At 54.8% G+C, this 26,709-nt stretch carries 25 protein-coding genes and 2 tRNA genes; 22 read left to right on the top strand and 5 right to left on the bottom strand.

Translation table 11 applies throughout. The features are described from left to right. The first annotated feature begins 587 nt into the window (after window positions 1-587). Genes AAC019_RS07280 through AAC019_RS07270 form a run of 3 tightly spaced genes read left to right on the top strand, consistent with a single transcriptional unit; the run spans window position 588 to window position 4,032 of the window. Complete coding sequence (locus tag AAC019_RS07280; RefSeq protein ID WP_339897981.1) at window positions 588-1,940, top strand: hypothetical protein; 1,353 nt, start codon at window positions 588-590, stop codon at window positions 1,938-1,940. A 1-nt stretch (window position 1,941) separates the two neighbouring features. Continuing rightward, entirely contained in the window at window positions 1,942-2,889 is a 948-nt protein-coding gene (locus tag AAC019_RS07275) for a pyridoxal-phosphate dependent enzyme (protein ID WP_339897980.1), read from the top strand. Between the two features lie 15 nt (window positions 2,890-2,904). Continuing rightward, window positions 2,905-4,032 (top strand): cyclic nucleotide-binding domain-containing protein, encoded by a 1,128-nt coding sequence (locus tag AAC019_RS07270; RefSeq protein WP_339897979.1) that lies wholly within the window; start codon window positions 2,905-2,907, stop codon window positions 4,030-4,032. Here the strand turns inward: AAC019_RS07270 and AAC019_RS07265 are convergent. Beyond that, the gene (locus tag AAC019_RS07265; protein WP_339897978.1) at window positions 3,993-4,946 is read right to left on the bottom strand and encodes a DUF1853 family protein; all 954 of its coding nucleotides are present in this window, start codon (window positions 4,944-4,946) and stop codon (window positions 3,993-3,995) included. The genes AAC019_RS07270 and AAC019_RS07265 overlap by 40 nt on opposite strands. A 201-nt stretch (window positions 4,947-5,147) precedes the next feature. Between AAC019_RS07265 and AAC019_RS07260 the strand changes: the two genes are divergently transcribed. From AAC019_RS07260 to phrB, 10 genes are all read left to right on the top strand, one after another. Next, window positions 5,148-6,047: an NAD(+) kinase gene (locus AAC019_RS07260; protein ID WP_339898011.1), complete on the top strand. Its 900-nt coding sequence runs from the start codon at window positions 5,148-5,150 to the stop codon at window positions 6,045-6,047. Beyond that, entirely contained in the window at window positions 6,044-7,009 is a 966-nt protein-coding gene (locus tag AAC019_RS07255) for a metallophosphoesterase (RefSeq protein ID WP_339897977.1), read from the top strand. The genes AAC019_RS07260 and AAC019_RS07255 overlap by 4 nt, the downstream gene beginning before the upstream one ends. 75 nt (window positions 7,010-7,084) lie before the next feature. Beyond that, window positions 7,085-7,963 (top strand): rhomboid family intramembrane serine protease, encoded by an 879-nt coding sequence (locus AAC019_RS07250; protein WP_339897976.1) that lies wholly within the window; start codon window positions 7,085-7,087, stop codon window positions 7,961-7,963. Window positions 7,964-8,010: 47 nt separating this feature from the next. Further along, window positions 8,011-8,283 carry a YeaC family protein gene (locus AAC019_RS07245; protein ID WP_339897975.1) on the top strand — a complete coding sequence of 91 codons (273 nt, stop codon included), beginning with the start codon at window positions 8,011-8,013 and terminating at the stop codon, window positions 8,281-8,283. 8 nt (window positions 8,284-8,291) lie between these two features. Next, window positions 8,292-9,146 carry a DUF2797 domain-containing protein gene (locus AAC019_RS07240; RefSeq protein WP_339897974.1) on the top strand — a complete coding sequence of 285 codons (855 nt, stop codon included), beginning with the start codon at window positions 8,292-8,294 and terminating at the stop codon, window positions 9,144-9,146. Between the two features lie 47 nt (window positions 9,147-9,193). Then, the gene (pepN, locus tag AAC019_RS07235; RefSeq protein WP_339897973.1) at window positions 9,194-11,902 is read left to right on the top strand and encodes an aminopeptidase N; all 2,709 of its coding nucleotides are present in this window, start codon (window positions 9,194-9,196) and stop codon (window positions 11,900-11,902) included. Between the two features lie 195 nt (window positions 11,903-12,097). Further along, complete coding sequence (locus AAC019_RS07230; RefSeq protein ID WP_339897972.1) at window positions 12,098-13,027, top strand: 5'-nucleotidase; 930 nt, start codon at window positions 12,098-12,100, stop codon at window positions 13,025-13,027. A gap of 132 nt (window positions 13,028-13,159) precedes the next feature. Continuing rightward, window positions 13,160-14,134: an HTH-type transcriptional regulator CysB gene (gene cysB, locus AAC019_RS07225; protein WP_339897971.1), complete on the top strand. Its 975-nt coding sequence runs from the start codon at window positions 13,160-13,162 to the stop codon at window positions 14,132-14,134. 56 nt (window positions 14,135-14,190) lie between these two features. Next, window positions 14,191-15,147 (top strand): DUF523 and DUF1722 domain-containing protein, encoded by a 957-nt coding sequence (locus tag AAC019_RS07220; RefSeq protein WP_339897970.1) that lies wholly within the window; start codon window positions 14,191-14,193, stop codon window positions 15,145-15,147. Window positions 15,148-15,212: 65 nt separating this feature from the next. Further along, complete coding sequence (gene phrB / locus AAC019_RS07215; RefSeq protein ID WP_339897969.1) at window positions 15,213-16,628, top strand: deoxyribodipyrimidine photo-lyase; 1,416 nt, start codon at window positions 15,213-15,215, stop codon at window positions 16,626-16,628. On the opposite strand, the gene AAC019_RS07210 is transcribed toward phrB, so the two are convergent. Together AAC019_RS07210 and AAC019_RS07205 are read right to left on the bottom strand one after the other, a co-directional pair. Further along, window positions 16,621-16,941: an EscU/YscU/HrcU family type III secretion system export apparatus switch protein gene (locus AAC019_RS07210; RefSeq protein WP_339898010.1), complete on the bottom strand. Its 321-nt coding sequence runs from the start codon at window positions 16,939-16,941 to the stop codon at window positions 16,621-16,623. The genes phrB and AAC019_RS07210 overlap by 8 nt on opposite strands. Before the next feature lie 42 nt (window positions 16,942-16,983). Then, window positions 16,984-18,441 carry a flagellar hook-length control protein FliK gene (locus AAC019_RS07205; RefSeq protein WP_339897968.1) on the bottom strand — a complete coding sequence of 486 codons (1,458 nt, stop codon included), beginning with the start codon at window positions 18,439-18,441 and terminating at the stop codon, window positions 16,984-16,986. A 177-nt stretch (window positions 18,442-18,618) separates the two neighbouring features. On the opposite strand from AAC019_RS07205, the gene ccmA reads away from it, so the two are divergent. From ccmA to AAC019_RS07170, 7 genes are read left to right on the top strand one after another with little or no spacing between them, the layout of a single operon-like run. Next, the gene (gene ccmA, locus AAC019_RS07200) at window positions 18,619-19,269 is read left to right on the top strand and encodes a cytochrome c biogenesis heme-transporting ATPase CcmA (protein WP_339897967.1); all 651 of its coding nucleotides are present in this window, start codon (window positions 18,619-18,621) and stop codon (window positions 19,267-19,269) included. Continuing rightward, window positions 19,262-19,960, top strand: coding sequence for a heme exporter protein CcmB (gene ccmB, locus AAC019_RS07195; protein WP_339897966.1), 699 nt, complete (start codon window positions 19,262-19,264; stop codon window positions 19,958-19,960). Before ccmA ends, ccmB begins: the two co-directional genes overlap by 8 nt. Window positions 19,961-19,982: 22 nt before the next feature. Further along, window positions 19,983-20,759: a heme ABC transporter permease CcmC gene (ccmC, locus tag AAC019_RS07190; protein ID WP_339897965.1), complete on the top strand. Its 777-nt coding sequence runs from the start codon at window positions 19,983-19,985 to the stop codon at window positions 20,757-20,759. Beyond that, window positions 20,756-20,977: a heme exporter protein CcmD gene (gene ccmD / locus AAC019_RS07185; protein ID WP_339897964.1), complete on the top strand. Its 222-nt coding sequence runs from the start codon at window positions 20,756-20,758 to the stop codon at window positions 20,975-20,977. The genes ccmC and ccmD overlap by 4 nt, the downstream gene beginning before the upstream one ends. 12 nt (window positions 20,978-20,989) lie before the next feature. Then, on the top strand, window positions 20,990-21,454 hold the full coding sequence (ccmE, locus tag AAC019_RS07180) for a cytochrome c maturation protein CcmE (RefSeq protein ID WP_339897963.1): 465 nt from the start codon (window positions 20,990-20,992) through the stop codon (window positions 21,452-21,454). Further along, window positions 21,444-23,423: a heme lyase CcmF/NrfE family subunit gene (locus AAC019_RS07175; protein ID WP_339897962.1), complete on the top strand. Its 1,980-nt coding sequence runs from the start codon at window positions 21,444-21,446 to the stop codon at window positions 23,421-23,423. The genes ccmE and AAC019_RS07175 overlap by 11 nt, the downstream gene beginning before the upstream one ends. Then, the gene (locus AAC019_RS07170; RefSeq protein ID WP_339897961.1) at window positions 23,423-23,953 is read left to right on the top strand and encodes a DsbE family thiol:disulfide interchange protein; all 531 of its coding nucleotides are present in this window, start codon (window positions 23,423-23,425) and stop codon (window positions 23,951-23,953) included. Before AAC019_RS07175 ends, AAC019_RS07170 begins: the two co-directional genes overlap by 1 nt. A gap of 397 nt (window positions 23,954-24,350) precedes the next feature. Here the strand turns inward: AAC019_RS07170 and AAC019_RS07165 are convergent. Further along, window positions 24,351-24,427 (bottom strand) — tRNA-Asp (locus tag AAC019_RS07165). A gap of 33 nt (window positions 24,428-24,460) precedes the next feature. After that, a tRNA-Val gene (locus tag AAC019_RS07160) sits at window positions 24,461-24,536 on the bottom strand. A gap of 169 nt (window positions 24,537-24,705) precedes the next feature. On the opposite strand from AAC019_RS07160, the gene AAC019_RS07155 reads away from it, so the two are divergent. Then, complete coding sequence (locus AAC019_RS07155) at window positions 24,706-25,191, top strand: cytochrome c-type biogenesis protein (RefSeq protein WP_339897960.1); 486 nt, start codon at window positions 24,706-24,708, stop codon at window positions 25,189-25,191. Further along, window positions 25,184-26,479 (top strand): c-type cytochrome biogenesis protein CcmI, encoded by a 1,296-nt coding sequence (gene ccmI, locus AAC019_RS07150; protein WP_339897959.1) that lies wholly within the window; start codon window positions 25,184-25,186, stop codon window positions 26,477-26,479. The genes AAC019_RS07155 and ccmI overlap by 8 nt, the downstream gene beginning before the upstream one ends. The last annotated feature ends 230 nt before the right edge of the window (window positions 26,480-26,709 follow it).

The following is a 26,709-nucleotide window of genomic DNA, read 5'->3' as shown; positions in this document are numbered from 1 at the left end:
GAATGTTTCCCATCCGGTCCGCCACTATTTAAAGAAGCTCCTCTTTGAGGGGCTTTTTTTATGCCTGCAGCATTGGGCCATGTAAGCGGACGGGACGATGAACCTGTGAAGCGATATAGCCGCTAGAGCCGTCCGCAACGACTTTGATAGCCGCTTTTTTCCTTTTAAATCATCACATAATTGTCATATAGCTGTGGGACTCTGAACTTAGCCGAACCAAGTGCTCGGCGTAATGTCTGAAAACAGCACACTAATGTGTTATGAAAAGAGGTAATTAAGATGCAAGACTATTTAGAGGAGCTGCTAGAGCAGCCAATCGACGATTGTGACGAAGAGTTCGGTGAGGACTACTTCGAGGTCTAAAGACGGACAATCCGGGCGCAGGCTCGGGTATTGTCCGTTTGGGCCGGCAGGGCTAAAAACCTGAACTAACTCTCACATTTCCCCTTCATTTGTATATTCCTTCCGTTTTTACTGACTTCTTTTTTGACTCCCCCTATACTTTTGGCATTAGATGCTATTAAGCGCAATACTTATGGCAATATAAGCCTATTGGGCAAAATAACGCGCCATCCACAGGGGACTATATGGGTAGCAAGAGCGATACAGATCTTGAAGCAGTGATTGTCTTTGCTGATGGACGTATCGATCGTCAGTTGCAGTACCCAGAGTTTGAAGCGGTTATGGACGGCTTCGTTCCCATGCAAGAGTTTTCCGGCTGCCGCGCGCAAGCCGTGTACGTGCGCATCAACTCCAGCTTTCGCATTACCACCTGTGTTTTCTTTTATGTCGATTTTGACCCCAAGGGGATGATCGTCAAGCGCTGGAATGTTCCCTTTCAGCAGTTAGCCGAAGCGGCGAGCCGCGGCCCCGACCTGGGCGCGGGGCCGATTGCGCTGGCCTGTTACAGTCAGTGTCCCGTGGCGTGGCAAAAAAACAACCTGTGGGACCCGATTATGGAGCCGGGCCGCAACAGCTTTGTGTTGATGAAAAAAGCCGTGGCCAGCAATACCCTGGGGCTTATATTTCCCGAGCCGGATCCGGAGCCCGAAGAGTCGGGGGTGGGGGGGATGGCTTCAGAGCTGGCCGCGTCTGAGCTGAAGGCCGCACTGGAGCGTGAATACGCGCAAGCGATGCGTACGCGATTGGCGCACACCCTTAAAGAGCAGCGCTTGCACATTAATACGGTGCGCAGCCGCATGAACTTAAAGCTCGATGAGCTTAAGCGCGATCACCAGGAGCGGCTTGGCGAGTATCAACAAGCGTTAGAGGCGCAAGCGCAGTCTCTTGCCTCGGCCCAGGCCGAAAACGCCGAGTTGCAACAACAGCTCGCCATGCAAGAGAGTCGGCTAAACGGCCTGCGCGAGTACTACCAACACAAATTAAACAGCGCCCAACTGGATGAAGCCACTCAGGTACGGGAGCTTGAAGCGGAGTTCGATGGTCGGCTCGAAGCAGCCTTGGCCGAGGCCCGCGAGGAGCTGCAAGAGCGGTTGGATATGCGCGAGGTTGAGCTCTACTATCGGCAACAACAAGAGGCCGCTGTACGCGAAGAGCTTGAGCTGTTGCGCACCGAACATGAAAGCTTGCTGGAGCAGGGCGCCACACAAATTTTGACGCCTTTGCAAAAAGCCGGCATTAATTTTGTCGTATTTGCGCCGGGTGTCGGCCAAACCACGTTGCCCGCCGCTGGAGTTGCCGATTACATAGCCAACCCCGACGCTTATGTCGCGCAGCTGTGCGGCTTGAGCGAGCCACACTACCGCTTGTGGCTCGATCATTCAAAATCGCCTTATTGCACCGCGACCGATGCCGAGGGCGAAGAGTGCGGGGTAGGTGTCCCCCGGGTGCTGCAACCCAGTGATTTTCACGATGGCGAGTCTAACCGCTGCGCCGAGCATCGCTCCATTAGCACATCTCTGGCTTTGCAGCGAGGTTAGCGTGCAAGATCGCTCTGATCTGAGTCCCGGGCTGTTGCAACAGGCTCTTGGTGTCGGGTACCAACCACTTTATTTGCCTAACTGTGCCGCCGCCGGTGTCGCGCTGCTGCTTCGGCGGGACGATACGCTGCCGGGGGGCAATAAGTTTTACAAGCTTTACTTCAACCTGGAGGCGGCGCGTGCAGCCGGCTGCGACACACTGGTGAGTCTGGGCGGGGCTCACTCCAATCATCTTCATGCTTTGGCGCTGGTTGCCAAACAGCAGGGGCTCAAATTGCGGGTATTGGTGCGCGGATACGCAAGCATGGCCGAAACTCCCACTCTAAACGATTTACAAGCCGTCGGCGCGAGCATTGAGTATGTGGGCCACAGTGCCTACCGGGAGCTGTGCCAAACGCGACAGGTTAGCACCCAACCCAATGAATACTTTCTACCCGAGGGGGGCGCCAATGCCTTGGGCGAGCGGGGCGCGAGCTATATGGGGTGGGCGGTACGGGAGCGTTTTGCCAGCGGCGTGGACGATGTAGTGATGGCGGTGGGAACGGGCAGCACCTTGGCGGGCGTTACCCAAGGTTTAGGTGGGTGCGCCCAGGCCCTTGGTGTCAGTGTGTTAAAAGGCGCCGCAGGCGACAGCTTGTACCGCAACGGACGGGGCCAGCAACCCGGTTGGAAAATGCTTTGGGGGTTTTGTGGTAAAGGCTATGGGCGCCCCTTAAGTGCCGCAATGCTGGCATTTTGGCAAGAGTTCGAGTACAACAATAATGTCCTGATTGACCCGGTTTACACACTTAAAATGCTATGGGCTGTTAATCAGCTCGCTGGGCTGGGCTACTGGCGCCGGGGAGCAAAAGTGGTGGCGATCCATACTGGCGGCGTGCAGGGCAGACGAGCTTTTAGGCAACAGCCCAATACAACAATAAATACCACCACTGCGCGTTGTGCGGTGTAACGTTCGGACCTATGTATGTCTAGCGCAAACTTATTTTCTGCAAGCCATCCCGAGATCGATTTAGCCTACACCCGCTCTTTGACGCCCCTGAAGTACATGAGTGAGGCGCATTTAGAGGTGCTGCTGGCCAGCGCGCAAATGCAATACCTGTATGCCGGGCAAAATGTTTGGCGCCGCGGCACCATGGATGGACGCAGTTATTTTCTGCTGTTTGGCGATTTAGCGCTGGATAATGCCAGCGGCACATCTATTACCCTAAAAGGGCGCGATAGCACGGCCGCGATTGCACCAAACGAGCCCCGCGAGCACGATGTTACGGCGCTTAGTGACTGCGCGCTGTTATCGCTTGACGCGGCGCAAATGGACAAGTTGCTCTGCTGGAGTCAGGTGGCCGATTATTTACACACCAAAATCGCCCGTGACCGCGATATGGACGAGGATGTTGAGTGGATGATGCAGGTGCTGCACTCGAATCTGTTTTTTAAGGTGCCACCCATTAACGTCAAAGTTATTTTTGAGCATATGCAGGTGCGCTTGGTCGAGCCTGGCGAATGCATCATTCGCCAGGGGGAAGTGGGCGAGCAGTGTTACTTTATTAAAGAGGGCAGTGCCGAGGTCGCCCGGCAGGACAATAATAGCACCCGGCATATAGCCAACATTCACGCCGGTCGCTGCTTTGGTGAAGATGCACTGGTCAACGATGCGCCGCGCAATGCATCTGTCACTATGACCAGCAAGGGCGTATTGATGTGCCTGCCAAAGCAGGATTTTTACCGCTTATTGCGGGCGCCGGATGTGCCCCGGATTACTCTGGCAGCGCTCTCTGAGCTCGGAGATGAGCCGGTTGTGGTGGATGTGCGTAGCGAGCCTGAGTACAGCGCCGGGCACTACCCAGGTTCGGTCAATCTGCCGCTTCATCTGCTGGCCATAAAGGCGCGGTTATTATCGCCCACGCTCGATTACGTTTTGTATTGCAGCAGTGGGCGGCGGGCCGAGGCCGCGACCCACCTGCTGCAGGAAGACGGCATCCGGGTAAAGTGTCTCAGCGATTGTGCGCAACTTTTTAGTCACAATACCCCCGTTGCACTCGAGAGCGATAAAAATTATGTGCTGCGTGCTGGTCGGGCCGCTCCGGGCCAGTGATTCGGTACGACAAACAGGCGGTAAGATTCGCACCATTGCTCGCCCCTGCGTTGCAGGCCGACTGCCATCACCCCCTGGCGGCGCTGGGTTATCTGCGCCAACAGCGCCTGCTTAAGCCCGCCAAGGCTCAAGGGCACGACAGCGCTAGGGTAGCACGCCGGCGACAACCAGTGATTGCGCGGCAATAGCGTAAACCCATCGCAACCGGGCAGCGACTTCTGCGTTAAAAAATCGGCTAAATGCCACCACCGCCCGGTATTGGCCAGACGGCTAATGTCGTCACCTGGCAAAACGGCCTGGGCGTCTAACGCCGGGGGCGTAACCGCAGGCCAAAACAGGCAGCCGCGCAATAAAAACTGTGAGTGCACCACAGGTGGCTTTCCCGGCTTCTTCTGCAGCGCGGTTAAAGCCTCGGGCGTGGTGCTTAACGGCAGTTGATGCCGGCGCATATGCTCAAGCTTCCAGGCGAGGCGGTCATTCGCATTGGGCCCAATCCAGTCATAGCAGGCCGATTGCCACGGAGAGCGGATATCGGTTTGACCCGATCTTGCGGGGTTGGCCAAATAAAACTTGGCTGCAGCTTCAATGTGCACCAGCGCCCCGTCGCTGCGTTCAATGACAAAATCCAGCGCTCCCAGGGTTTTACCCTGACGGTTAAGCTGCAGGTTGTGCGCCAGTAAGCGGTGGCTACTGATGTAACGCCAATAAAACGACCACAGGGCTTCAAAATACAGACCCAGCCGGGTGCTGGTGCGCTGCGCCAAGTGCGCTAATAACGCTGTGGGCTCTTTATCCAACTCGGTGAGCCAGGCTTTGGCGCTAGCGTCAAAGTGTAGCGAGTAGGGCGTGGCCGGAGAGTCTGCTATCGCGTGTAAGAGTGACTCGCTGTACAAACTAAAGGCCAAATCACGCACGCAGCGGTGGCGTAACTGCCAGCAAAATTGTCGCAACGGGTCGATATGAGGTTCCCCTTAAGTAGCTTGTAGTAGCTTGATCATTGGCCTTTAGAAGGCGCTTGGGCATAATGGCGTCAGCAAAAAACAAAACGGTGTCCTGGGTCTTGCAACGGAGTCAGGCACGCACAGGTTGCCCCGGTGGCCTGACAGGAGCAAATGATGACACAGTTTTCGACGATTGGCCTTATCGGTAAGCTCGATAATGACCGCGCCCGTTACAGCGTTGAGCGTTTGGTGCGCTACCTTGCCACGCGTGATGTGCGGGTGATTATTGAAGAGCAAACCGCAGCGCTGCTCGGTGGTGGCTATAGTGGGCCCGATATTCGTGTGGCCGATATGGACGATTTGGGCAGCAGTTGCGATCTGGCCATTGTGGTGGGCGGTGACGGCAGCTTGCTAAGTGGCGCCCGGGACCTGGTTCAGTACGATGTGCCGCTGCTGGGGGTTAACCGTGGCCGTCTGGGCTTTTTGACCGATATCGTTCCCGACGCGATCGAGCAAAAAATGGGCGAGGTTCTCGACGGTCAGTACGTCATGGAGCAGCGCTTTTTGCTCGATATGCAGGTGTCGCGCAATGGCCACCCGGTAACCACCGGCGATGCGCTAAACGATGTGGTACTGCACCCGGGCGAGTTTATTCGCATGATCGAGTTTGAGCTCTATGTGGACGACTACTTTGTCACCAGCCAGCGCTCCGACGGCATGATTGTATCGACCCCGACGGGGTCAACGGCTTACGCCTTAAGCGGCGGCGGCCCTATTATGCACCCTAAGCTTGACGCCATTGTGCTGGTCCCCATGAACCCCCACACGCTCAGCAGCCGGCCGATGGTGGTGGCGGGCGACAGCATTATTAAGATACTGGTAGGCGAGGGCAACACGGCTGTTCCCCACGTAACCTGCGATGGCCAAACACACGATGCGGTCGCCGGTGGCGATGAAATTATAATCAGTAAGAAGCCTCAGACCCTGCAGTTGCTGCACCCGCTCAACCACAACTTTTACGAGCGGTGCCGCTCCAAGCTGGGCTGGGGGGGACACCTGCTGGACAAATCATGACTTTAGACTGTCAGCCCGCGGGTGCGCGTTTGTTTGATCGGTTGGATATTATTGGTGATGTTCACGGCTGCGAGCACACTCTGACGCGGTTATTAATACAGCTGGGATACCAAAAACAGCGGGGTATATTTCGCCATCCCGAACGGATAGCGGTTTTTGTGGGCGATATTATCGACCGTGGCCCACGTATTCGCGAGGCGTTACAGCTGGTGCGCGCGATGGTTGAGGCTGGCAGCGCGCGGATGATTTTGGGCAATCACGAAATTCACGCCCTGTGCTACTGCACGCCGCACCCCAACGCCCCGGGCAATTACCTGCGCCCGCATACCCCCAGGAACACGCAAGTTATCGCCGAAACTCTGGCGCAGTTTGCCGCCTACCCCGATGAGTGGCAAGATCATTTGCGCTGGCTGCAGACGCTGCCCCTGTATCTTGATTTTGGCGCCTACCGGGTGGTGCATGCCTGTTGGGACGAGGCGATAATATCGGCCCGTGGCCGTGCACAACTAAGCGCCGCTGAACTTAACGCCATGGCAGACCCGGCCTGCCCGGAGGCGCGCGCCGTTAAGCGGTTAACCTCGGGTTTTGAGGTGGCACTGCCCGAGCACTGCCGCATGTTTAGTGCCGAGGGCTACCGGCGGCGAAGCTTTAGAGCAAAGTTTTGGGTCGATAACCCCGCCACATTTGCCGATTTGGAGTTTCAACCCGACGCGCTGCCGGTTGAGGTCGCCCGGCTGCCGATAGATCCGGCCCTGAGATCACAACTGGTGGTGTATGATAGTCAGCAACCGCCACTGTTTGTGGGGCACTACTGGTTATCCGGTAAGCCCGCTGCGGTTGCGAGCAACGTGGTCTGCCTCGACTATAGCGCTGTCCGGTTTGGCCGCCTGGTCGCCTACCGTACGGATGCTTCAGGCATTATCAAACCGCAAAATTTTGCCTGGGTGTATGTCGACCCCTAACCCAATCACGGTTGATCTGAGGCCCGATCGACCCCACATATACGCCAACCTGATTGGCTGAAACGGATGAAGTCTGTGTCCTGGAATATTGTAAGTGTTTTTCCCCTTAACGATGACTTGTCAGAGCTGGCGCGCGCCCTGCGTGCCCGAGACGTTCCGCACCGTATTGTCGAGGTGCGTGGTGAACAGTCGTTGCAAGTGCCGGATGCGCGCTTACTGGAGCCCGTTACCCAGCTGGTGGCCGAGTGGCGCAGTGGCGAATTGGCGCCAGTAACACAGGCGCAGCTGGAGGCGGCACAGCCGGTCCAACCCAAAACGCTCCCGGCGCTGCGCACTCCGGTGACCCTGGCCTTAATCGCTCTGAGTGTATTGGGCTACGCGGTGGTGAGCACGCAAATGTTACAGTCGTGGCTGGGGTACCTAACCTTCTTTCCCCTCGAGAGCGTACCCGGTGGGTATCGCTGGCAGCCATTGTCAGAGGCGCTTGCCCGGCACGAATACTGGCGTCTGGTGAGCCCGGCGTTTTTACATTTTGGGGTGTTTCATATCGTTTTTAACAGTCTCTGGATGTGGGATCTAGGGCGCCGTATCGAGTATGTCGTCGGCGCGCTCAACTTCACGGTATTTTTCTTAATGACCGCCGCAGTGAGCAATTTGGCACAGTACTTTTGGGCCGACCAAATCAGTATTTTTGGCGGCATGTCGGGCGTAGTGTACGCCCTGGTAGGCTATATTTGGATTCGTCAGTGGCTCGACCCACACCCCGTGCTGGCCGTACCTAAAGGTATTATTATTTTTATGCTCGCCTGGCTGTTGCTGTGCATGAGCGGCGTTATCGATTTTTTTATGGCCGGTGGTATCGCCAACGGCGCGCACCTGGGTGGTTTGCTCGCAGGCATGTTGGTCGCCGGGGCCTTTGTCGCGGCAAAACGAGCAGGGTTTGTTCGACACTGATTATTGCGCCCGGGCCGGGCGAGCTTTTGATTGAGTAGGCAAGATTTATGAATAATTTGCAGCAACTATTACAGAGTATTACCCCGGATATTTATGAGCGCTTAAAGCTGGCGGTAGAAATTGGCAAATGGCCTGACGGCAACCGCTTAACAGCCGAGCAACGCGAACTGTGTATGCAGGCGGTTATCTCGTACGAGCATCAACATTTACCGGCCGACGCTCACACCGGTTATATCCCACCCAAGCCTCATCAGCATTGTGGCAGTGATGGCGCTAACAGCGACGGGCACGATGCCGAAGCGCCACTCAAATGGCAATAGGCTCGTCTATGACTAACGTATCGCTAACCGGCTCACTGAAAAAGATGCACACCCGGCTCGACAGCGAGGGACGCGCTCATTACGAGCTAGAGCTGGGCGACAGCCGTATTCCCTTAAGTGACTTGCTGAATCATCAGATAACCCTGACCGCCAGCGGCGATATATTTTGCGTGTTGTGTGATCGCAAAACCAAAAAAAGTTTTTCTCAGGGGCATTGCTACCCGTGTTTTACCCGCTCGGCATCGTGCGATATTTGCATGGTTAGCCCTGAAAAATGCCACTATGATCAGGGCACCTGTCGCGAGCCCGAGTGGGCTCAAGGTTTTTGCTTTAACGACCACGTGGTGTACCTGGCTAATTCGTCCGACCCTAAAGTGGGTATTACCCGCGCCAGCCAGGTGCCCACGCGTTGGATTGACCAGGGCGCCAGCTGGGCGCTACCGGTTTATCGGGTGGCCACGCGGCAATTAGCGGGCCTTATAGAGTCACACCTAAAACCCCATATTGGCGATAAAACACGCTGGCAGGCAATGCTAAAAGGTACCCCTGACGATATAGATTTAACCCGCTTGGCTACCGAACTTACGACGCTGGCCGAACCCTATGTTGCGAGCTTAAAGGCGCAGCACGGCAGCGATTCGGTGACAGTGATAACGGATGACACCGAAGCCGAGCCAGTTAAAGTTATTAACTACCCGGTGGCCGAGTACCCGCTTAAAGTAAAATCGCTGAATCTTGATAAACAACCTGTGGTATCCGGTCGTTTAACCGGTATTAAAGGGCAGTATCTTATGTTTGGCGATCAGGTATTTAACGTTAGAAAATTTTCCGGCTATCAAGTGCAGCTTGATATCAGCCAATAGTCACGGCGCCGATCCACCTATACAGCGCACCAGAGATCGAGGTTTTTATGAACGCACCCGTCAGCTCACAGACCAGCGACGAGCAACAGGCCGACGCGCCACATACGGTTTACTTAAAAGATTATCAGCCTCCCGGTTATCGTATTGAGAAAACCCAGCTGCGCGTGGATATTGGCGAGCAAGCCACACGGGTCAGCAGTAGTTTGTCACTGGAGCGGCAGGGGCCGACTAGCGAGCAGCTGTTTTTACACGGCGAAGCGCTGGAGCTTGTCAGTGTTGCCATCAATGACCGAACCTTAAGTGCCGATCAGTATCGGGTGGATGACAAGGGGCTGACACTGCTTAACCCGCCTGCGTCTTTTACCCTGCAAACAGAAGTGAATATTTACCCTAAGCAAAACACGTCGCTTGAGGGGCTGTATAAATCGCGCAGCATTTACTGCACCCAATGCGAGGCCGAAGGCTTTCGTAAAATCACTTATTTTCTCGATCGTCCCGATGTGATGAGTGATTTCACCACAACCATTATTGCCGACCGGGCAAGTTGCCCGGTGTTGCTCTCTAATGGTAACCGGGTCGATAGCGGCACCCTGGAAGGCGGGCGCCATTTTGCCACCTGGCACGATCCGTTTAAAAAACCGGCCTACCTGTTTGCGTTGGTGGCCGGCGATTTAGCATCCATTCAAGACGAGTTTATAACGCAATCCGGGCGCCGTGTGGCACTGGAGATATTTGTCGAGCCTAAAGATCTCGACAAATGCGATCACGCCATGAGCTCGCTAAAACACTCGATGGCGTGGGATGAAAAAGTATATGGCCGCGAATACGATTTAGATATTTTTATGATTGTCGCGGTCGACGATTTCAATATGGGCGCGATGGAAAACAAAGGGCTCAATATTTTCAATACCTCGTGCGTGTTAGCCAAGCCAGAAACAACCACTGACGCGGGCTTTCAGCGGGTCGAAGGCGTCGTTGCGCACGAATACTTTCACAACTGGTCGGGCAACCGGGTTACGTGCCGCGACTGGTTCCAGTTGAGCTTAAAAGAGGGTTTTACGGTTTACCGTGACGCTTGTTTTTCAGCCGACATGGGCTCTAGCACGGTTAAGCGGGTAGAGGACGTGAGCCTACTGCGCGCCTATCAGTTTGCCGAGGATGCCGGCCCCATGGCGCACCCCATACGCCCGGCCAGTTTTATTGAAATTTCTAACTTTTATACCGTCACCATTTACGAGAAGGGCGCCGAAGTTGTGCGCATGCTGGCCAACTTACTGGGGCCAGTCGAGTTTCGCAAAGCCACCGACTTATACTTTGAGCGCCACGACGGCCAAGCGGTAACCACCGAGGATTTTGTACAGGCCATGGCCGATGTCTCTGGCCGCGACTTAACGCCGTTTAAGCGCTGGTACGATCAGGCGGGCACCCCCCGGGTTAAGGTCACAGACCACTATCACGAGGATACCCGGCAATACAGCTTAACCTTTAGTCAAAGCACGCCGCCCACGCCCGAGTGCTCAGATAAAAAGCCATTTCATATCCCCATTGCAATGGGTTTACTTGGCAGCGCCGGCGAGCTGGCTTTAAAACTTGAGGGCGAAGAGCTAACCGATTTGCCAGAGGACAACACCCACAAAGTGCTGGAGTTAACCGAGGCGGAGCAAACTTTTGTCTTTAATGATGTACCAGAGCACCCGGTGCCGTCGTTGTTACGCGGGTTCTCGGCACCGGTTAAACTTAGTTTTGCCTACAGCCGGCAGGATCTGGCCGAGCTTATTCAGCGCGACAGCGATGGTTTTAATCGCTGGGAAGCCTCACAAAACTTAGCTCTGGCGGTGCTTGATGATGCCATCGTGGCATACCAGCGCGGTAGCCTCGAGAGCTTTAGCGTTGATCCAATGTTGATTGACAGTTACCGCGAGCTACTTGGCAACGCGGAGTTGGATCAGGCAATGGTTGCGCTTATGCTGACCTTGCCCTCGCAGGATTATATCGCCGAGCAATACGAGGTGGTTGATGTCGAGGCGATTTATACCGCCCGCCGGCTGTTGGCAAAAACCATTGCCCGCGAGTTGGGTGATGCTTTTAGAGCGGTGCTAAAGCGTTATGACAACACTCAGCCTTACCGCGCCGATGCCGACGCCATTGCCGCGCGCAGCTTAAAAAATACCGCGCTTGGCTACCTACTGCTGGAGCCGGCTGAAGCCGATATCGCATACGCATTGGCGCAGTTTAGTAACGCCAATAACATGACCGATGAAGTGAACGCCCTAAGTGCGCTGCTTTACTCCGAGTCGGCTCAAGTCGCCGAGCACGCCGAGCGGGCACTGGCTGAGTTTTACAACAAGTGGCAAAACGAGGCTTTGGTGGTCAACCAGTGGTTGTCATTGCAAGCGCGCGACCCGCGCCCCAACGCGTTACTGCGGGTTAAAGCGTTACTTGAACACCCGGCGTACGATGGCGCCAACCCCAATAAAATTCGTGCGGTTATCGGTGCGTTTTGCATGGCAAACCCCATTAACTTTCACGCCGGGTTGCTCGATGATCCCTCGGCCGGCTACCGCTTTTTAGCCGATCAAGTGATTGCACTGGACGCCAAAAATCCGCAAATAGCGGCGCGCCTGATTACACCGCTTACGCGCTGGCGCCGTTACAGCGAGGTGCGCGGGCAAGCGATGCGGGCCCAGTTGGCGCGAATTCAGGCCGCACCCGGGCTCTCGGGCGACAGCTACGAGATTGTCACAAAGAGCTTATAACGGCGGCGGCGCCCCCATCTTGCTTTTGCCTGGCGGCGGCGCCACACTCTAAGCGGTGTACTGTATTGCTAGAAAGCAGCTATAGCGGGGCATTTGCCCCTTAGCGGGCGGCCATTAAAGCGTTGTTTGGCCGCTCACTGGCGCAGGCACCCAAAGTACACCTGATAGCGGCGCAATCGTAACTGAGAGACACCTATGGCAAGCGGATTTGGCAACAAACTGGTAATTGCGATTTCATCACGGGCGCTGTTTAACCTCGACGCCAGTCACCAAGTCTTTGTAAATGACGGGCTCGAGGCCTACGCCCAGTACCAAATTGAGCACGAAGACGAGCTGCTAGAGCCGGGCGACGCCTTCCCCATGGTGCAAAAGCTCTTGCGTCTCAATGAAAATTTACCCGGCGAGCCTAAAGTCGAGGTGATTTTGCTGTCGCGCAACAGCGGCGACACAGGGTTGCGGGTATTTAACTCGATTGAGCACTACAAACTGAATATCACTCGTGCGGCTTTTTGCAGTGGTTTAAGCCCTTATCGCTACGCCGCGGCCTTTGGCTGCCACTTGTTTTTGTCCACCGAGGCCGAGGATGTGCGCAGTGCACTATCCCACGGCATTGCGGCGGCGACTTTGATGGCGCCCAAGCACCGCTCGGATAATAACAACGAGCTGCGCTTTGCCTTTGATGGCGATGCCGTGCTGTTTTCTGATGAGGCCGAGCAAATTTTTAAGCGCCAGGGTTTAAGTGCTTTTACCGAAAGTGAAAAAGCGGCCGCCAAGACCCCACTTACCGGCGGGCCCTTTAAGTCTTTTCTCGATGCGCTGCATAAACTACAGGTCGAGTTTGCCGAATCAAAAGATTGCCCCATTCGCACGGCGTTAGTCACTGCCCGGTCGGCCCCCGCCCACGAGCGGGTGATTCGCACTTTGCGGGCCTGGAAAATCCGTATCGACGAATCACTGTTTCTTGGGGGGTTGCCCAAAGGTGAGTTCTTAAAGGCTTACGGTGCCGATGTGTTTTTTGATGATCAGCTGGCTCATATCGACTCGGCCAGCGAGCATGTAGCCACCGGCCACGTGCCCCACGGCATCGCCAATACCCCGGAATTTAGTCGGCCGGGCAAAGCGTAATAATCCAAAAGGGTCACAACTATGGCCTCTACAGGTGGTTTTTTTGGTGCTCTCAAGAAAATCAGCTATTCTTGACGTGAATAATCAACTATATTTTTATAACACTAGATAGATTGGCCATTTGGAGGGCTTATGAAGCTGCAACAACTGCGATACATTTGGGAAGTAGCACACCACGACCTTAATGTGTCCGCGACTGCGCAGAGCCTGTACACCTCTCAGCCGGGTATCAGTAAGCAAATACGGCTATTAGAAGATGAGCTTGGGGTCGAAATCTTCTCCCGAAGTGGTAAACATCTAACGCGTATTACGCCGGCGGGCGAGGCGATTTTAAAGACAGCTGGTGAAATTTTACGCAAAGTAGAAAGCATCAAGCAGGTAGCGCAGGAGTTTAGCAATGAGCGCAAAGGCAGCCTGTCTATCGCCACAACGCACACTCAGGCCCGCTATGCGCTACCTCGCGTTATTGAAGAGTTTATTGGGCAGTACCCGGATGTCTCTTTGCATATGCACCAGGGGACACCGATGCAAATCTCTGAAATGGCCGCCGACGGTACGGTAGACTTTGCGATCGCCACTGAAGCTCTCGAGCTGTTCAGCGATTTGGTGATGATGCCGTGTTACCGCTGGAACCGCTGCATTGTCGTACCCCGCAACCACCCCTTAGCGCAACTTTCTGAGTTAACGCTGGAAGAGGTGGCCAAGCACCCGATTGTGACGTACGTATTTGGTTTTACCGGCCGCTCTAAATTGGATGAAGCCTTTATCAGCAAAGGGCTTGCGCCTAAAGTGGTGTTTACCGCCGCCGATGCGGATGTGATTAAAACCTACGTTCGGCTTGGTTTGGGTATTGGTATTATTGCCAAAATGGCTTTCGAGGAGTCCGCCGACAATGACTTGGTGGCTCTGGATGCCGATCATCTGTTTGATGCCAGTGTTACCAAAATTGGCTTTCGCCGGGGCACCTTTATTCGGGGCTTTATGTACGATTTTATTCAGCAGTTTGCCCCGCACCTTACCCGTGAAGTGGTCGATCAAGCCTACAGCTGTCATTCCCGGGCAGAGCTGGATGAGCTGTTTAGCACTATGCACCTTCCCTCCTATTAGGAAATTTTACCTGCCAGTGCGGTGATCCGCTCGCCGCGCCGGCTCGTAATTACGCCATGAACAAAAAAATTCCAGTCGGTGTCAGCCAGTGTTTAATGGGCGAGCGGGTCCGCTTTGACGGTGGCCACAAGCGCTCACGTTATGTGACTGACCAGCTCAGTCAATATTTCGAGTTTTTATCCCTTTGCCCGGAGGTGGCTATTGGTTTGGGCACGCCGCGTCAACCCATTAGGTTGGTGGCCGGTGAGCAGGGCACTCTAGTGCGGGGAACCCGCGATACCACGCTGGATGTTACCGAGCCTCTGGCCGACTATGCCGAGCGGGTGCTACCGCAAATAGAACCGCTGTGCGGTTATATTTTTATGCAAAAATCGCCCAGCTGTGGCGTGTTTTCGGTAAAGCGTTACAACAATAGCGGTCAGTTAGTGGATAACGATGGCCGCGGCGCCTTTGCCGAGGTGATCACCCGCGAGTTTCCGCTATTACCCGTCGAAGAGGCGGGCCGCTTAAACGACGCCCGCTTGCGCGAAAACTTTATTACCCGGGTGTATGCTTACCATGACTGGCGCACCAATGTCGCCAGTGCGCCAAGCGCCAAGCGATTACTGGATTTTTATTCGCGCTACAAATATCAGGTAATGGCTCATGACCTACAGGCCTATCGGAGCATTGGCCCGGTACTCGCCAATTTAAAAGCGGCCCCCATCGCACAAATCTGCGACACTTTTTTTGAGCTGTTTATGACGGCGTTAGCGCAAAAAGTGACTCGCAAGGGCAATACCAATGCCTTAATGCACTTACGCGGCTATTTAAAAAATACCACCAGCGCCGATGAGAAAGCCGAGATCGGTGAGCTTATCGAGCATTACCGCACCGGCATGGTTCCCCTTGTGGTGCCGCTGACCCTGCTTAAACACCATTTGCGCAAAGTGGACGACCCTTATTTACAGCAACAAACATTTTGGTCGCCACACCCCGAGACGCTGGGGCTGCGCAACACCAATGAAGAGTAGCGCCCTGCGCGGTAACGCTATTGTCTGAGTGCAACACACAATATTTGGCTGCTATGAACACGTTAATGTGGTTTCGAAACGACTTGCGCGTGATGGATAACCCCGCGCTTTATCACGGTTTAAAACATTGCACCGGCGATTTAATGGGCTGCTATATCCTGTGCGAGCAGTTTATTGACGAACATCCTATTAACCCGCGTCAGCTATGGTTTATCCAGCAACATCTACAGCTGCTGCAGCAGGCATTTATCAACGCGGGGCGTAGCTTTACGGTGTTGCGGGTAAAGCGGGCCCGCGACATTCCGTCTACTCTGAGCAAGCTTTGCCGACAACAGGGTGTTACTAAGCTCGTGTTTAACGCCGAATACCCGCTCAATGAATTGCGCCGGGATAAAGCCGTGGTGTCTCAGCTTGAGGCTGACGGCATCAATTGCAAGCGCTATCACGACCGATCGCTGGTGCCTCCGGGCATGGTTACCACCGCTCAAGATACGCCCTATAAAGTTTACACACCCTTTGCCCGCGCCTGGCGCGACCAAATCAAAGCGGTTGCGTTTACCAGTTATGAAACAGATATGAAGCCCGCTGTGCCACCGGTGCAATTGCCCCCGGACATCCAGGCACAGATACAAAAAGTTTTTAAGGGGTGTTGGGATGCGCCGCTGGAAAAAGCCATGGCCCCGCTGTGGCCTATTGGTGAGCAGGCGGCGGACGATATTTTGGCTGACTTTTGCCGCGAGCGAATAGCGCAGTATCAGCAACAGCGGGATTACCCGGCGGTGAAGGGCACGGCCAAGGTGTCGCCGTATCTTGCCATTGGCGTGTTGTCACCTAAGCAGTGTTTTATCGCGGCACGGGATGCCTCGCCGGGAAGCTGGCAGGAGGATGAGGGCGCCGCATGTTGGGTGGGCGAGCTGATTTGGCGTGATTTTTATATGCATATCATCGCGGCGTTTCCGGCGCTCAGTCGTCACAAGCCCATGCAAAATTATACCGAAGGTTTTGCCTGGCGCACGGATCAGAAGGATTTTGCCCGTTGGTGTGAAGGACAAACCGGAATTCCCATCATCGATGCGGCGATGCGTCAGCTCAACCAAACCGGTTGGATGCATAACCGTTTACGCATGATTACCGCTATGTTTCTGACCAAGAATTTACGCATCGACTGGCGCTTGGGCGAGCGTTATTTTATGGAGCAGTTGATCGATGCCGATTTTTGCTCCAACAACGGTGGCTGGCAGTGGAGTGCCTCTACCGGCACCGATGCGGCGCCTTATTTTAGGATTATGAACCCGCAAACCCAGTCAGAGCGTTTTGACCCAGAGGGCGAGTTTATTCGCCGGTTTGTCCCCGAGCTGCAAGCGGTGACAGGTAAAAAAATTCATAACCCGGCGGGAACTTGTGCTCAGTACCCGGCACCGATGGTGGATCTAAAAGCGTCGCGCGCCGAAACCATCGAGATGTTTAAAGCCATTAAGTAGCGGGGTTAGTGTCGTTGGCGTCTGCGGGCGTTGCCTCCTCCGGGATTATCCCCCGTAAATCGTAGGCAAAAGCAATGATGTGGGCAATGGCCAGATAAAGCTTCTCTGATATTGCATCGCCCAACTCCAGGGTGATCAAAAAATCCACCAGGGTAGCATTATCGCAAAGCGGCACCTCGTGGGCCTCGGCGAGGTCGATAATTTGCTGCGCAATCTCACCTGTGCCAGTGGCACTAATAACCGGTGCACTGGTGCCATCGTAATACAGGGCTACGGCTTTTTGCAGCTCGGCGTCGGTAAATTCATCGCTCATCATTTATTTCCAAACATAGCCGCTTAGGCTCTTAATGCTCACTTAGGTTGTTATATCCACTAAGTGGTAACTCAGCTGGTTGCCCTTGTGAGGGGGCACCCCCTGATGGAACTGCACATCGCGCACATCGATATCGTGTTTTGCCAGTGCGTTACGAATGCCAGTGAAAGAGGCCTCGGCTTTTGCGAGCGCCTGTGGTTGCTCTGACCAAAAAACTACGCTGAGCTTTTCGGCGCGCAGGCGCAATCGCACAAAAAATTCACCTATCCCGGGCGGTTCGAGCGTTAAATTAACCTGCCATACCCGCACAGTTTCACTGCTGCCCTCCGGGGGGCTATCTTCATCCGCGTATTCTTCGATCTCGATATGGGCCGGGTATAAATGGCCGTCTAGGCGCACAGGAATATCAAACGTCAAGGGTGCCTGAACGGTCGCCTCGGCACCGCGTACCGATCTGGCTTCAGGCTGAAGCTGGTTAAGCCGCACCCGCGCCAGTGTGTTTAGGCTCAGCTGGTGCATTAGCAACACCAGCTGAGTTTGCAACATGCGCAAAGATCCACCGCCGCTGTTTTGGCTGTGACTGCTGAGCATTTGCATCAGTGAGGGCAGGGCGAGCTCGCCGGTCACCGGCTGCGATGGGGCGGGCGTTGACGGCGCGGGTGTCGCTGCACCGGCGGGGGTTGGATTTGTGCCGGTAGGGCGCAGTGGCGCCAGGTATTGCAGCAAGGCCGCTTTTAAATCTTGTGCCAGCACATCTTTAACCGCGGCATTGGGGGTTGGGCTGCGAATGGCGCGCATGAGCCTGGGCTCTAGCAGTGTGCCGCTTTGTTCCAGCGCGGTACGGACGGCCTTGCCCGAGGCCGGGGCGTTCAGGTTAAGGGCGATTTGATCAATCTGGCCCAGCAGTTTTCCCAGGCTTTTGTCGCCACCGACCTGAGTTAAGTTGGAGGATACGTTGGGCAGTCGCTGCAGTTGCGAGAGCAAGTCCTGCTGGCCTTGACGCGGCAGCAGCTCGCGCAATACCGGTTTCAGCGCCGCAATCAGGGCCGTCGATTTAGCCGATACCGGTGCGGCGAGGTTTGGGGTATCAAATTTTGCGTTTAACGCTGTCAGACGGCCCTGCTGCGTCAGTTGCACATTCAGAAACTGGCCTTTTACTAAGGGCTGGTCGACCACGGTTGTGACGCTTTTCCCCCGAATCAGCAGGGCGGCCAGATGCATTTCGTTGCGCGCCATTGCGCTGCGGTAACTATTTAACAGGGCGCTGCGGGCCGTTTCGGCGGTTTCGGCGCCACTGCCCGCTGGACCTTGGCTTACCTGGGCGCCTGTGCCCAGCAGCCTGGCGCTTAAAGCGGCGTTTAATGGGGTGCTTTTTAATACCTGAGCCTGAGCTTGTTCGCCCGGCGCCAGCGGTAACGCGCCTGGCGCGGCAAAGCTGGCCGTTGCCGGGCGTTTTAAACCGCCTGCTTGCGTGTATAGGCCGGGTATATCAACAGGCATAGAGCGATTCCATAGCAATTTTGGGGCGACTCGTCGACTAATCAGTGTCGCCGGGTAAACATTTGCGGTCAACGCCTATATAATCGGCGCCACTGTATACAGACTGTGTCGGCCGCCGACACAAAAGTTTGAGCGCCAGTATCCGCTGGCCGTCGTACCCGGATATTGGATAAAAACGTGACTGAACCGCTACTGACACTGGATAACCTTAGCTGCGAGCGCGATGGCCGTGTGCTGTTCAGTGGCGTTCAGTGCAATTGCCCGGCCGGTACGTTGCTGCAAATTGTGGGCTTTAACGGTGCTGGCAAGACGACCTTACTCAACACACTGGCCGGATTGCTACCGGCGGTCAGTGGCGACATCCGCTGGCGCGGCCGCTCTACCGCCAGTCAACGGCAAGCGTTTCACCAGGAGCTGCTTTATCTGGGGCATCAGGTGCCGGTTAAACCGCAACTGACCGTACGCGAAAACCTGTTGTGGCTGGGCGCGTTAAACCCCCCGGTTACAGAGGCCGCTATCGCCGAGGCTTTAGTGCAGGTTAATTTGGCAGGCTTTGAGCACTCGCCCAGTTTTGCGCTATCGGCCGGGCAAAAACGCCGTGTTCTGCTAGCGCAACTTTACCTTAGCCGTGCCACCTTGTGGGTGCTCGATGAACCTTTCACCGCCATTGATAAAGCCGGCGTGCATAAGCTTGAGGCCACCATGGCCCGTCACGCCCAGCAGGGCGGTATTGTGTTGTTCACCTCACACCAACCACTGGCGATGGCCAATTTTGCGACACTGGATTTATCCCTGTTTCAACCCGCTGCGGATGCTGACTATGCCTGAAGTTCAACATAGCTATCCCCTGGGTGCCGGTTTTAGGGCCATTATCCGCCGGGATTTAACCTCTGTGTGGCGCAACCGCAGTGATATCGCAAGCCCTTTGGTGTTTTTCTTAATCAGTATTACCTTACTGCCGCTGGGGGTCGACCCCTCGGATCAGTTGCTGGCTACCATTGCCCCGGGGATGATTTGGATAATGGCGCTGCTGGCTACTTTGCTGTCGCTGGATAGTTTGTTTCGGCAGGACTTTGATGACGGCAGCTTAACTCAATTTATCTTGTCCCCCCAGCCGTTATACCTTACCGTGCTGGCTAAAGTGATTGTCCACTGGCTTACTACAGGGCTGCCTCTGGCACTGATCGCCCCCTTGCTGGGTGTGATGCTATCGCTGCCATCTGGGGGTTATTGGCCGCTTGTGATATCGTTAACGGTCGGCACGGCCATTATGAGCTTGATTGGGGCATTGGGGGCCGCTCTCACGGTATGCCTACGCAGTAGTGCACTGGTATTGACCCTGATTATTATGCCGCTGTATTTACCGGTGCTTATTATTGGCGCCAATACGGTCAGTTCCGCCATTGCGGGTCTTGGTGCAACTCAGGGTCTGGCGTTACTGGGGGCTGCGCTGGCGATGGCAATTTTAATTATGCCGCTGGCTGCCGCCGGCGCGCTGCGAATTTCCTCCAACCACTGATAATAATGAATGAGGTAGACACTTGGCTTGGCAATGGTTTCATCGACTCGGTTCGCCCCGCTGGTTTTACGAAAAATCAGGCCGCTGGCTTGTGTGGTTTGCCCCCCTAACCATAATACTTATGGTGGTGGGTATCAGCTGGGGGCTGGGTTTTGCCCCCATCGATAGCAAGCAGGGCAATAGTTACCGCATTATCTTTATTCATATGCCAGCGGCGGCGCTGGCGCTGGCTGGCTACTACATTATGGCCATTGCCGGGGCCGTGGGCTTAATCTGGAAGATGAAGCTGCCCTTTATGGTTATGAAATCGGCCGCTCCCATAGGCGCCGCTCTCACGCTGTTAACTCTTGCCACCGGCTCTCTCTGGGGGCACCCCACCTGGGGGACTTTCTGGGAGTGGGATGCGCGCAATATTTTTATGTTGGTGCTGCTGTTTTTGTATGCCGGCATCGTGGTGCTTGCCGAGGTGTACCCAAGTCGCGATGCCGCCGACAAAGCCTGTGCGATTCTCGCGCTGGTGGGCACTATTAACGTCCCCATCATTTATAAATCCGTCGACTGGTGGTACAGCTTACATCAGCCCGCCAGCATTAAGCTGAGCGGTGGCTCCAGTATCCACCCCAGTATGCTTTACCCATTGCTATTGTGTATTTTGGCCTACTACTGCTTTTATACCCTCGCGTTAATTCTGTATGCCCGCCGGGAAATTCTTGTGCGAGAAGCGCGCACCAAATGGGTAACGCAGCTCGCCCAGACTAAATGCACAAAAGCCGCCGGTACAGCAGGTGATACCCTATGATCGAGTTTCGGTTTGACTCCTTGGCGGACTTTTTACACATGTCTGGCCACGGCATTTATGTCTGGGCCTGTGTTGCGATCGCACTTGTTATATTCACCGCATTATTGGTGTATCCGGTGGTTAATGCGCGCTCTCAACTAACCCGTATCTATCGTCAACAAACCATGCAAAAGATGCAGCAAGCGCGGCATCAACAGGCAAGCGCTAACGCGCCTTAACCGGAAGACCCTATGCATCCTGCCAGAAAACAACGCCTACTTATTGTTATTGCCATCGTGGTGTTCTCCAGTATTGCCGTCGGCTTATTGGTTTACGCGCTGCGCCAAAACATCAACTTGTTTTACCCGCCTAAAGCCTTCACCGCCAACGAGGTGCCACGCGGTGTGCGCCTTAGGGCCGGGGGGTGTGTCAGCCCGGGCAGCGTGGTGCGCAGTGACGAATCACTGCAGGTTAGCTTTACCCTGGTGGACCCGGAAGGTTCATTAAAGGTTAGTTATGACGGCATCTTGCCCGACCTGTTTGCCGAGGGTGAGGCCGCTGTGGTCAATGGCTTGTGGCAAGACGACAACGTCTTTTACGCCGATCAGGTGTTGGCAAAACACGATGAAAATTACATGCCCCCGGAAGTCGCCGAAGCCATGAATAACGGCGAAAAGCACGAGGCCACGTGCGAGGAAATGTCTTATGGTTCCTGAGTTTGGGCACTTTGTACTGATATTGGCGCTGTTTATTAGTGCCGCGCTGTTTGTTTTACCGCTACTGGGGGCACAGGTTCGCTCACTGCCTTTGATGTTATCGGCCCGCTCGCTGGCGACCGGACAATTTGTTTTGATCGCGATTGCGTTTGGCTGTCTGCTGTGGGCGTTTGTCCACGATGATTTTTCGGTGGCCTACGTGGCCAACCACTCCAACAGTTTAATGCCCGTTTACTACAAGGTGAGTGCCGTCTGGGGCGGGCATGAAGGCTCGTTGTTGCTGTGGATTTTGATGCTGTCCGGCTGGACGTTTGCCATTACCGTTTTTAGTAAAGCCCTGCCGTTAGATTTGCAGGCACGGGTGCTGGCGATTATGGGATTTGTCGCCACGGGATTTTTGATGTTTATCCTGTTTACCTCTAACCCATTCGACCGGATTTTGCCGCTGGCGGCACTGGATGGCGCCGACCTTAACCCCTTGTTGCAAGACCCGGGGTTAATCTTTCACCCGCCGCTGCTTTATATGGGCTATGTCGGTTTTAGTACGGTGTTTGCGTTTGCCATTGCCGCGTTGCTAACGGGTAAGCTCGACAGTGCCTGGGCGCGCTGGTCGCGCCCCTGGGCAACCACGGCCTGGGCCTTTTTAACCATTGGTATTGCCCTGGGCAGTTGGTGGGCGTACTACGAGTTAGGTTGGGGCGGCTGGTGGTTTTGGGACCCGGTCGAAAACGCCTCGTTTATGCCGTGGTTAGTCGGCACAGCTTTGATTCACTCTTTGGCCGTTACCGAAAAGCGCGGCTTGTTTAAAAGCTGGACGATTCTGCTGGCAATTTTTGCGTTCTCGCTGAGTCTGTTAGGCACCTTCTTAGTGCGCTCCGGAGTGTTAACCTCGGTGCACGCGTTTGCCAATGACCCAGAGCGCGGACTCTTTATTCTTATCTTTTTAGCGGTCGTCGTGGGCGGCTCACTGCTGTTGTTTGCGTTGCGCGCCCCCGTGGTAAAAAGTTCGCCCGGTTTTACCTGGTTATCACGCGAAACCTTGTTGCTGGCCAACAATGCTCTGTTGGTTATCAGCATGCTGACAGTATTGTTCGGCACGCTGTTTCCGCTGGTGGCCGATGCCCTTAAGCTTGGCAAGTACTCCGTGGGTGCCCCGTATTTTAACCTGACCTTTTTGCCTTTTATGGTGCTTATCTGTCTGTTGATGGGGGTTGCGCCGGCCAGCCGCTGGAAGCGCAGTGAGTTAGGTGCGGTACGCAAAACGTTAATTTCCCCCTTGATTGCCAGCCTGATAGTCGCGCTCATCGTTCCGTGGCTGTTGGGTGACTTTGCGCTCAGCATGGTACTGGCTACGTTCCTTGGGGCTTGGGTAGCCCTCACAACGCTTAAAGATTTGTGGTTAAAAAGTGCTAACAAACATGGCCGGGGCAAAGGGTTAAGGCAACTTAGCTTAAGTTACTACGGCATGGTGGTGGCGCATCTCGGCATAGCGTTAGCGGTACTTGGGGTGTGCTTTACCAGTCACTACAGTGACGAGCAAAAATTGCGTATGGACGTTGGCAAGCCGGTAGAGGTGGCGGGGTATCAATTTACTCTGGAGCAGCTCGACAAAGTTCGCGGGCCTAATTATGTGGCCGATCAGGCGACTGTCAGTATGAAAAAAGACGGACGCACTTTACGTGTGTTAAAGCCGCAAAAACGTCGCTATTTGGCCGGAGGGCAAATTATGACCGAAGTCGCCATCGACCCGGGTTTTACCCGCGACGTCTACATCGCGATGGGCGACAATATCGATGCGGATAGCTGGGCAATGCGGGTGCACTATAAAGCGTTTGTGCGCTGGATTTGGCTGGCTGCATTAATGATGGCGGCTGGCGGGCTTCTCGCGGTTATCGATAAGCGCTACCGCAAGCGGGCGGTAACCAAGCAAAAAGCCGCTCTGGCGGGTGCTGTCGGGGAGGGCGCCTAGTGAGTCGTTTAAAATTATTTGCTCCGCTTATTATTTTATTAATTTTGCTGCCGCTGTTTTATGTGGGGCTTTCGCTTGACCCGAACGCGATGCCCTCGGCGTTAGTGGGCAATAAAGTCCCCGAGTTTGAGCTAACTACGGTTGAGGATGAAACCCGAATCGTCACCGCCGATGACTTAAAAGGGCAGGTTACCCTGCTAAATGTCTGGGCAACCTGGTGCTTTGCCTGTAAGGCTGAGCACCCATACTTGGTTAAGCTCGCTAGTGAAGGCGTGCATATTATCGGTGTCGACTACAGAGATGAGCGTGAGCCTGCGCGCAAGTGGCTTAAAGATTTACACAACCCCTACGAATACAGCATTTTTGATAGTGAGGGACGGCTGGGGCTCGACTTAGGTGTTACCGGTGCGCCAGAAACCTTTGTCATTGATCGCGAGGGGATTGTTCGCTATCGCCATATCGGGGTTGTTGATGATCGTGTGTGGCGCGAAACACTGGAGCCGCTGTATCGCTCGTTAAACGAGTCATAGCGGTTAGCCTCGCCATCACTTAAAAGGCCTCCTGACTCGCAGGGGCCTTTTTAACTCTCCAGCTCTAAGTCCCGGCTTTATTGCATCGTCAATTAATCGTTTAAAAAGAAAAAGGCAGGCATAAAAAAAGCCCCTCAGGTGAGGAGCTTCTTTAAATAGTGGCGGACCGGACGGGAAACATTCGGGCCATCCTTGGCCCTCACCCTGCGGGCAGCTCGGCGAGCTGTGCAAACTGGCTATCCTCGGCAATTGCTCCTGCATTGCTCTACCTCCTGCATCCATGCAGTCGTGCCAATTTGTCGAACACCGCTTCGCGGGTTCATCGTCCTGTCCACCTAAATGGCCCAATGTTGCAGACATAAAAAAAGCCCCTCAGGTGAGGAGCTTCTTTAAATAGTGGCGGACCGGACGGGACTCGAACCCGCGACCTCCGGCGTGACAGGCCGGCATTCTAACCAACTGAACTACCGGTCCGCAAAACTAACCCGGTTTGAACGCTTACTTAAATGGTGGGTGGTACAGGGATCGAACCTGTGACCCTCGCCTTGTAAGGGCGATGCTCTCCCAGCTGAGCTAACCACCCGCGTTCAGAAGGTGCGTATTCTAATGATTCGCGCGCAGACGTCAACCACTTTTTCTCAATTGTTGTTATTTTTTTTGTGGCGTAAAAAGCTTGGCTTATAAGAGTGGCTTACTCGCATAGAATGCGGCAGGTGGGTATACTCGCTAAAACATGTATAAGGTTGTTGAAGATGCTCAAACTATTGATTCCTTTACTGATATTTTTTGCCTCTGTGTGCTCCGCCGAGGCCATCTACCAATTTGATAACGAGGTTGATGAAGCGCGCTTTAAAGCCTTTATCAATGAAATGCGCTGCCCCACCTGTCAGAGCCAAAATATTGCCGGCTCCGATTCTATGAGTGCGCAAGATTTGCGGCGCGACATTTACGAGCAAATTCAGGATGGTCGCAGCGACAAAGAAATTACGGACAGCATGGTAGCCCGCTACGGTGACTATATTCTTTACCGGCCACCGCTTACGCCCGCCACTTTGGCGCTTTGGTTGATGCCCGCAGTGTTGTTGGTGATCGCCGTCATCGTCATGATTTTGATGATTCGCCGCCGGCGCGCCGAACAACTTGAGCAGCCTTTAGATTCCGGTGAGCAGGCCGAGCTGAGCCGTCTGTTAAATACACCCAGTAGCGCGCCTGAGCGTCAGGAGAAACCCGATGAGTGAGTTTTTAGTGGCCGCGGGCGCGGCAGTGTTACTGGTCGCGCTACTCTTTGTCTGGCCTATTTGGCGCGCCAGGCGCCTCGCCGGACTGGAGCCAATGCCTGAGCAGGCCGGCGATCAGCGCAGCAGCGAGAATTTGGCCCTGTATCGCGAGCACACCACAGAGCTTGATAACGAGCGTCGCCTGGGGCGAATCGATCAAGCACAGTACGATCGCTTAGTGGCCGAATTACAACGTAATTTTCTTGCCGACCAAAAAGGCGAAAAAGAGCGGCCGCTGCATCGTCGCGGCGGTGCCGTTTTGCTGTTGGCGCTGTTGGTGTTGGTGCTGGCCAGCGGCTGGATGTACTTTAATCAGGGTTCTAGCGGTGACGTACTGTTTGCCCAAATGCAGCAGCAGCTTGAACGTGACAACATGGAGCTGATGCGCGCCGGGCAAATGCCCGAGGCAAAAGCCACCCGCGAGTTGGTCTCTGCCATTGAGGCGCGCCTAAAAAACCAGCCCGATAACGCCCAGTACTGGTACCTGTTGGGCCGCTATGGCAGCCAAATTGGTGATTTTGAGGCCGCCGAGCGAGGTTTTCGCGAGGTTTACCAGCGCGCACCGGCCGATCCCGGCAACGCATCGGCGCTCGCCCAGGCGATTTTTTTGGGCAATGGTAACCAAATTAATGACGAAATAAAGTTTTTGATTGAGCGCGCCCTCGAGGTCGATGCCGAAGATACCACGGCCCTAGGGCTGGCCGGTATCAACGCGTTTGAGCAGCAGCAATTTTCCGATGCCGCCAGGCTGTGGGGTACGGCCGTTAATTTAACGCCCGAAGGCGCTCCCGGTCGGGAGGCATTAATGGCCGGCGTTGTGCGCGCCAGAGAAGAGGCCCGGCAACGAGGCCAAAGTACGGCTGGCGCGGCCACCAATAGCGCTGATTCAGGGGGTACCAGTGAGGCGAGCTGGACGATTCCGGTGACCGTAACGCTTGCGCCGGATTTACAGCTACCGCAGGGCGCCACCTTGTTTCTGTACGCCCGTGAGTATCAGGGCAGCCCCATGCCCCTTGTGGTCACACGGCTGGCGGCCACTCAGTTTCCGGCGACAATTGTATTGGATGAAACTATGGCCATGACAAGTGCCGACCGGCTGTTTGCTAAAGGCCAGGTTGAAATTGTTGCACGGATCTCCAAAAGCGGTCAGGTCAGTGCCGCCGCCGGCGATCTACAGGGGTTGCGCGGGCCACTTCCCATCGATGATCTGCCCAATCCTATCGAGATCGTTATCGACACCCAACTGTAATGAGCGGGGCTTGGGTTGATATTTGCGCCAGGTGCGCAAGGAATGTACACCCGCTTAGGGCGATACGCTAAATGCCACAAGCTTGCGCAAAAAGATTGTCGTTTTGCTGGCGTGAAAGGTGTAAAGGTTTGGGCAAATGTGTAGAATTCTCCGTTAAAATTTGGCTCGCTGCAGGTTTTGAGCGCCAGTGGACGGGCCCGCTCAAGCACTGAATGTCGCAAAGCTTCCAA

The organism is uncultured Gilvimarinus sp. (assembly GCF_963975215.1).
Classification (GTDB): domain Bacteria; phylum Pseudomonadota; class Gammaproteobacteria; order Pseudomonadales; family Cellvibrionaceae; genus Gilvimarinus.
This window is presented reverse-complemented; position numbering and strand designations above follow the sequence as displayed.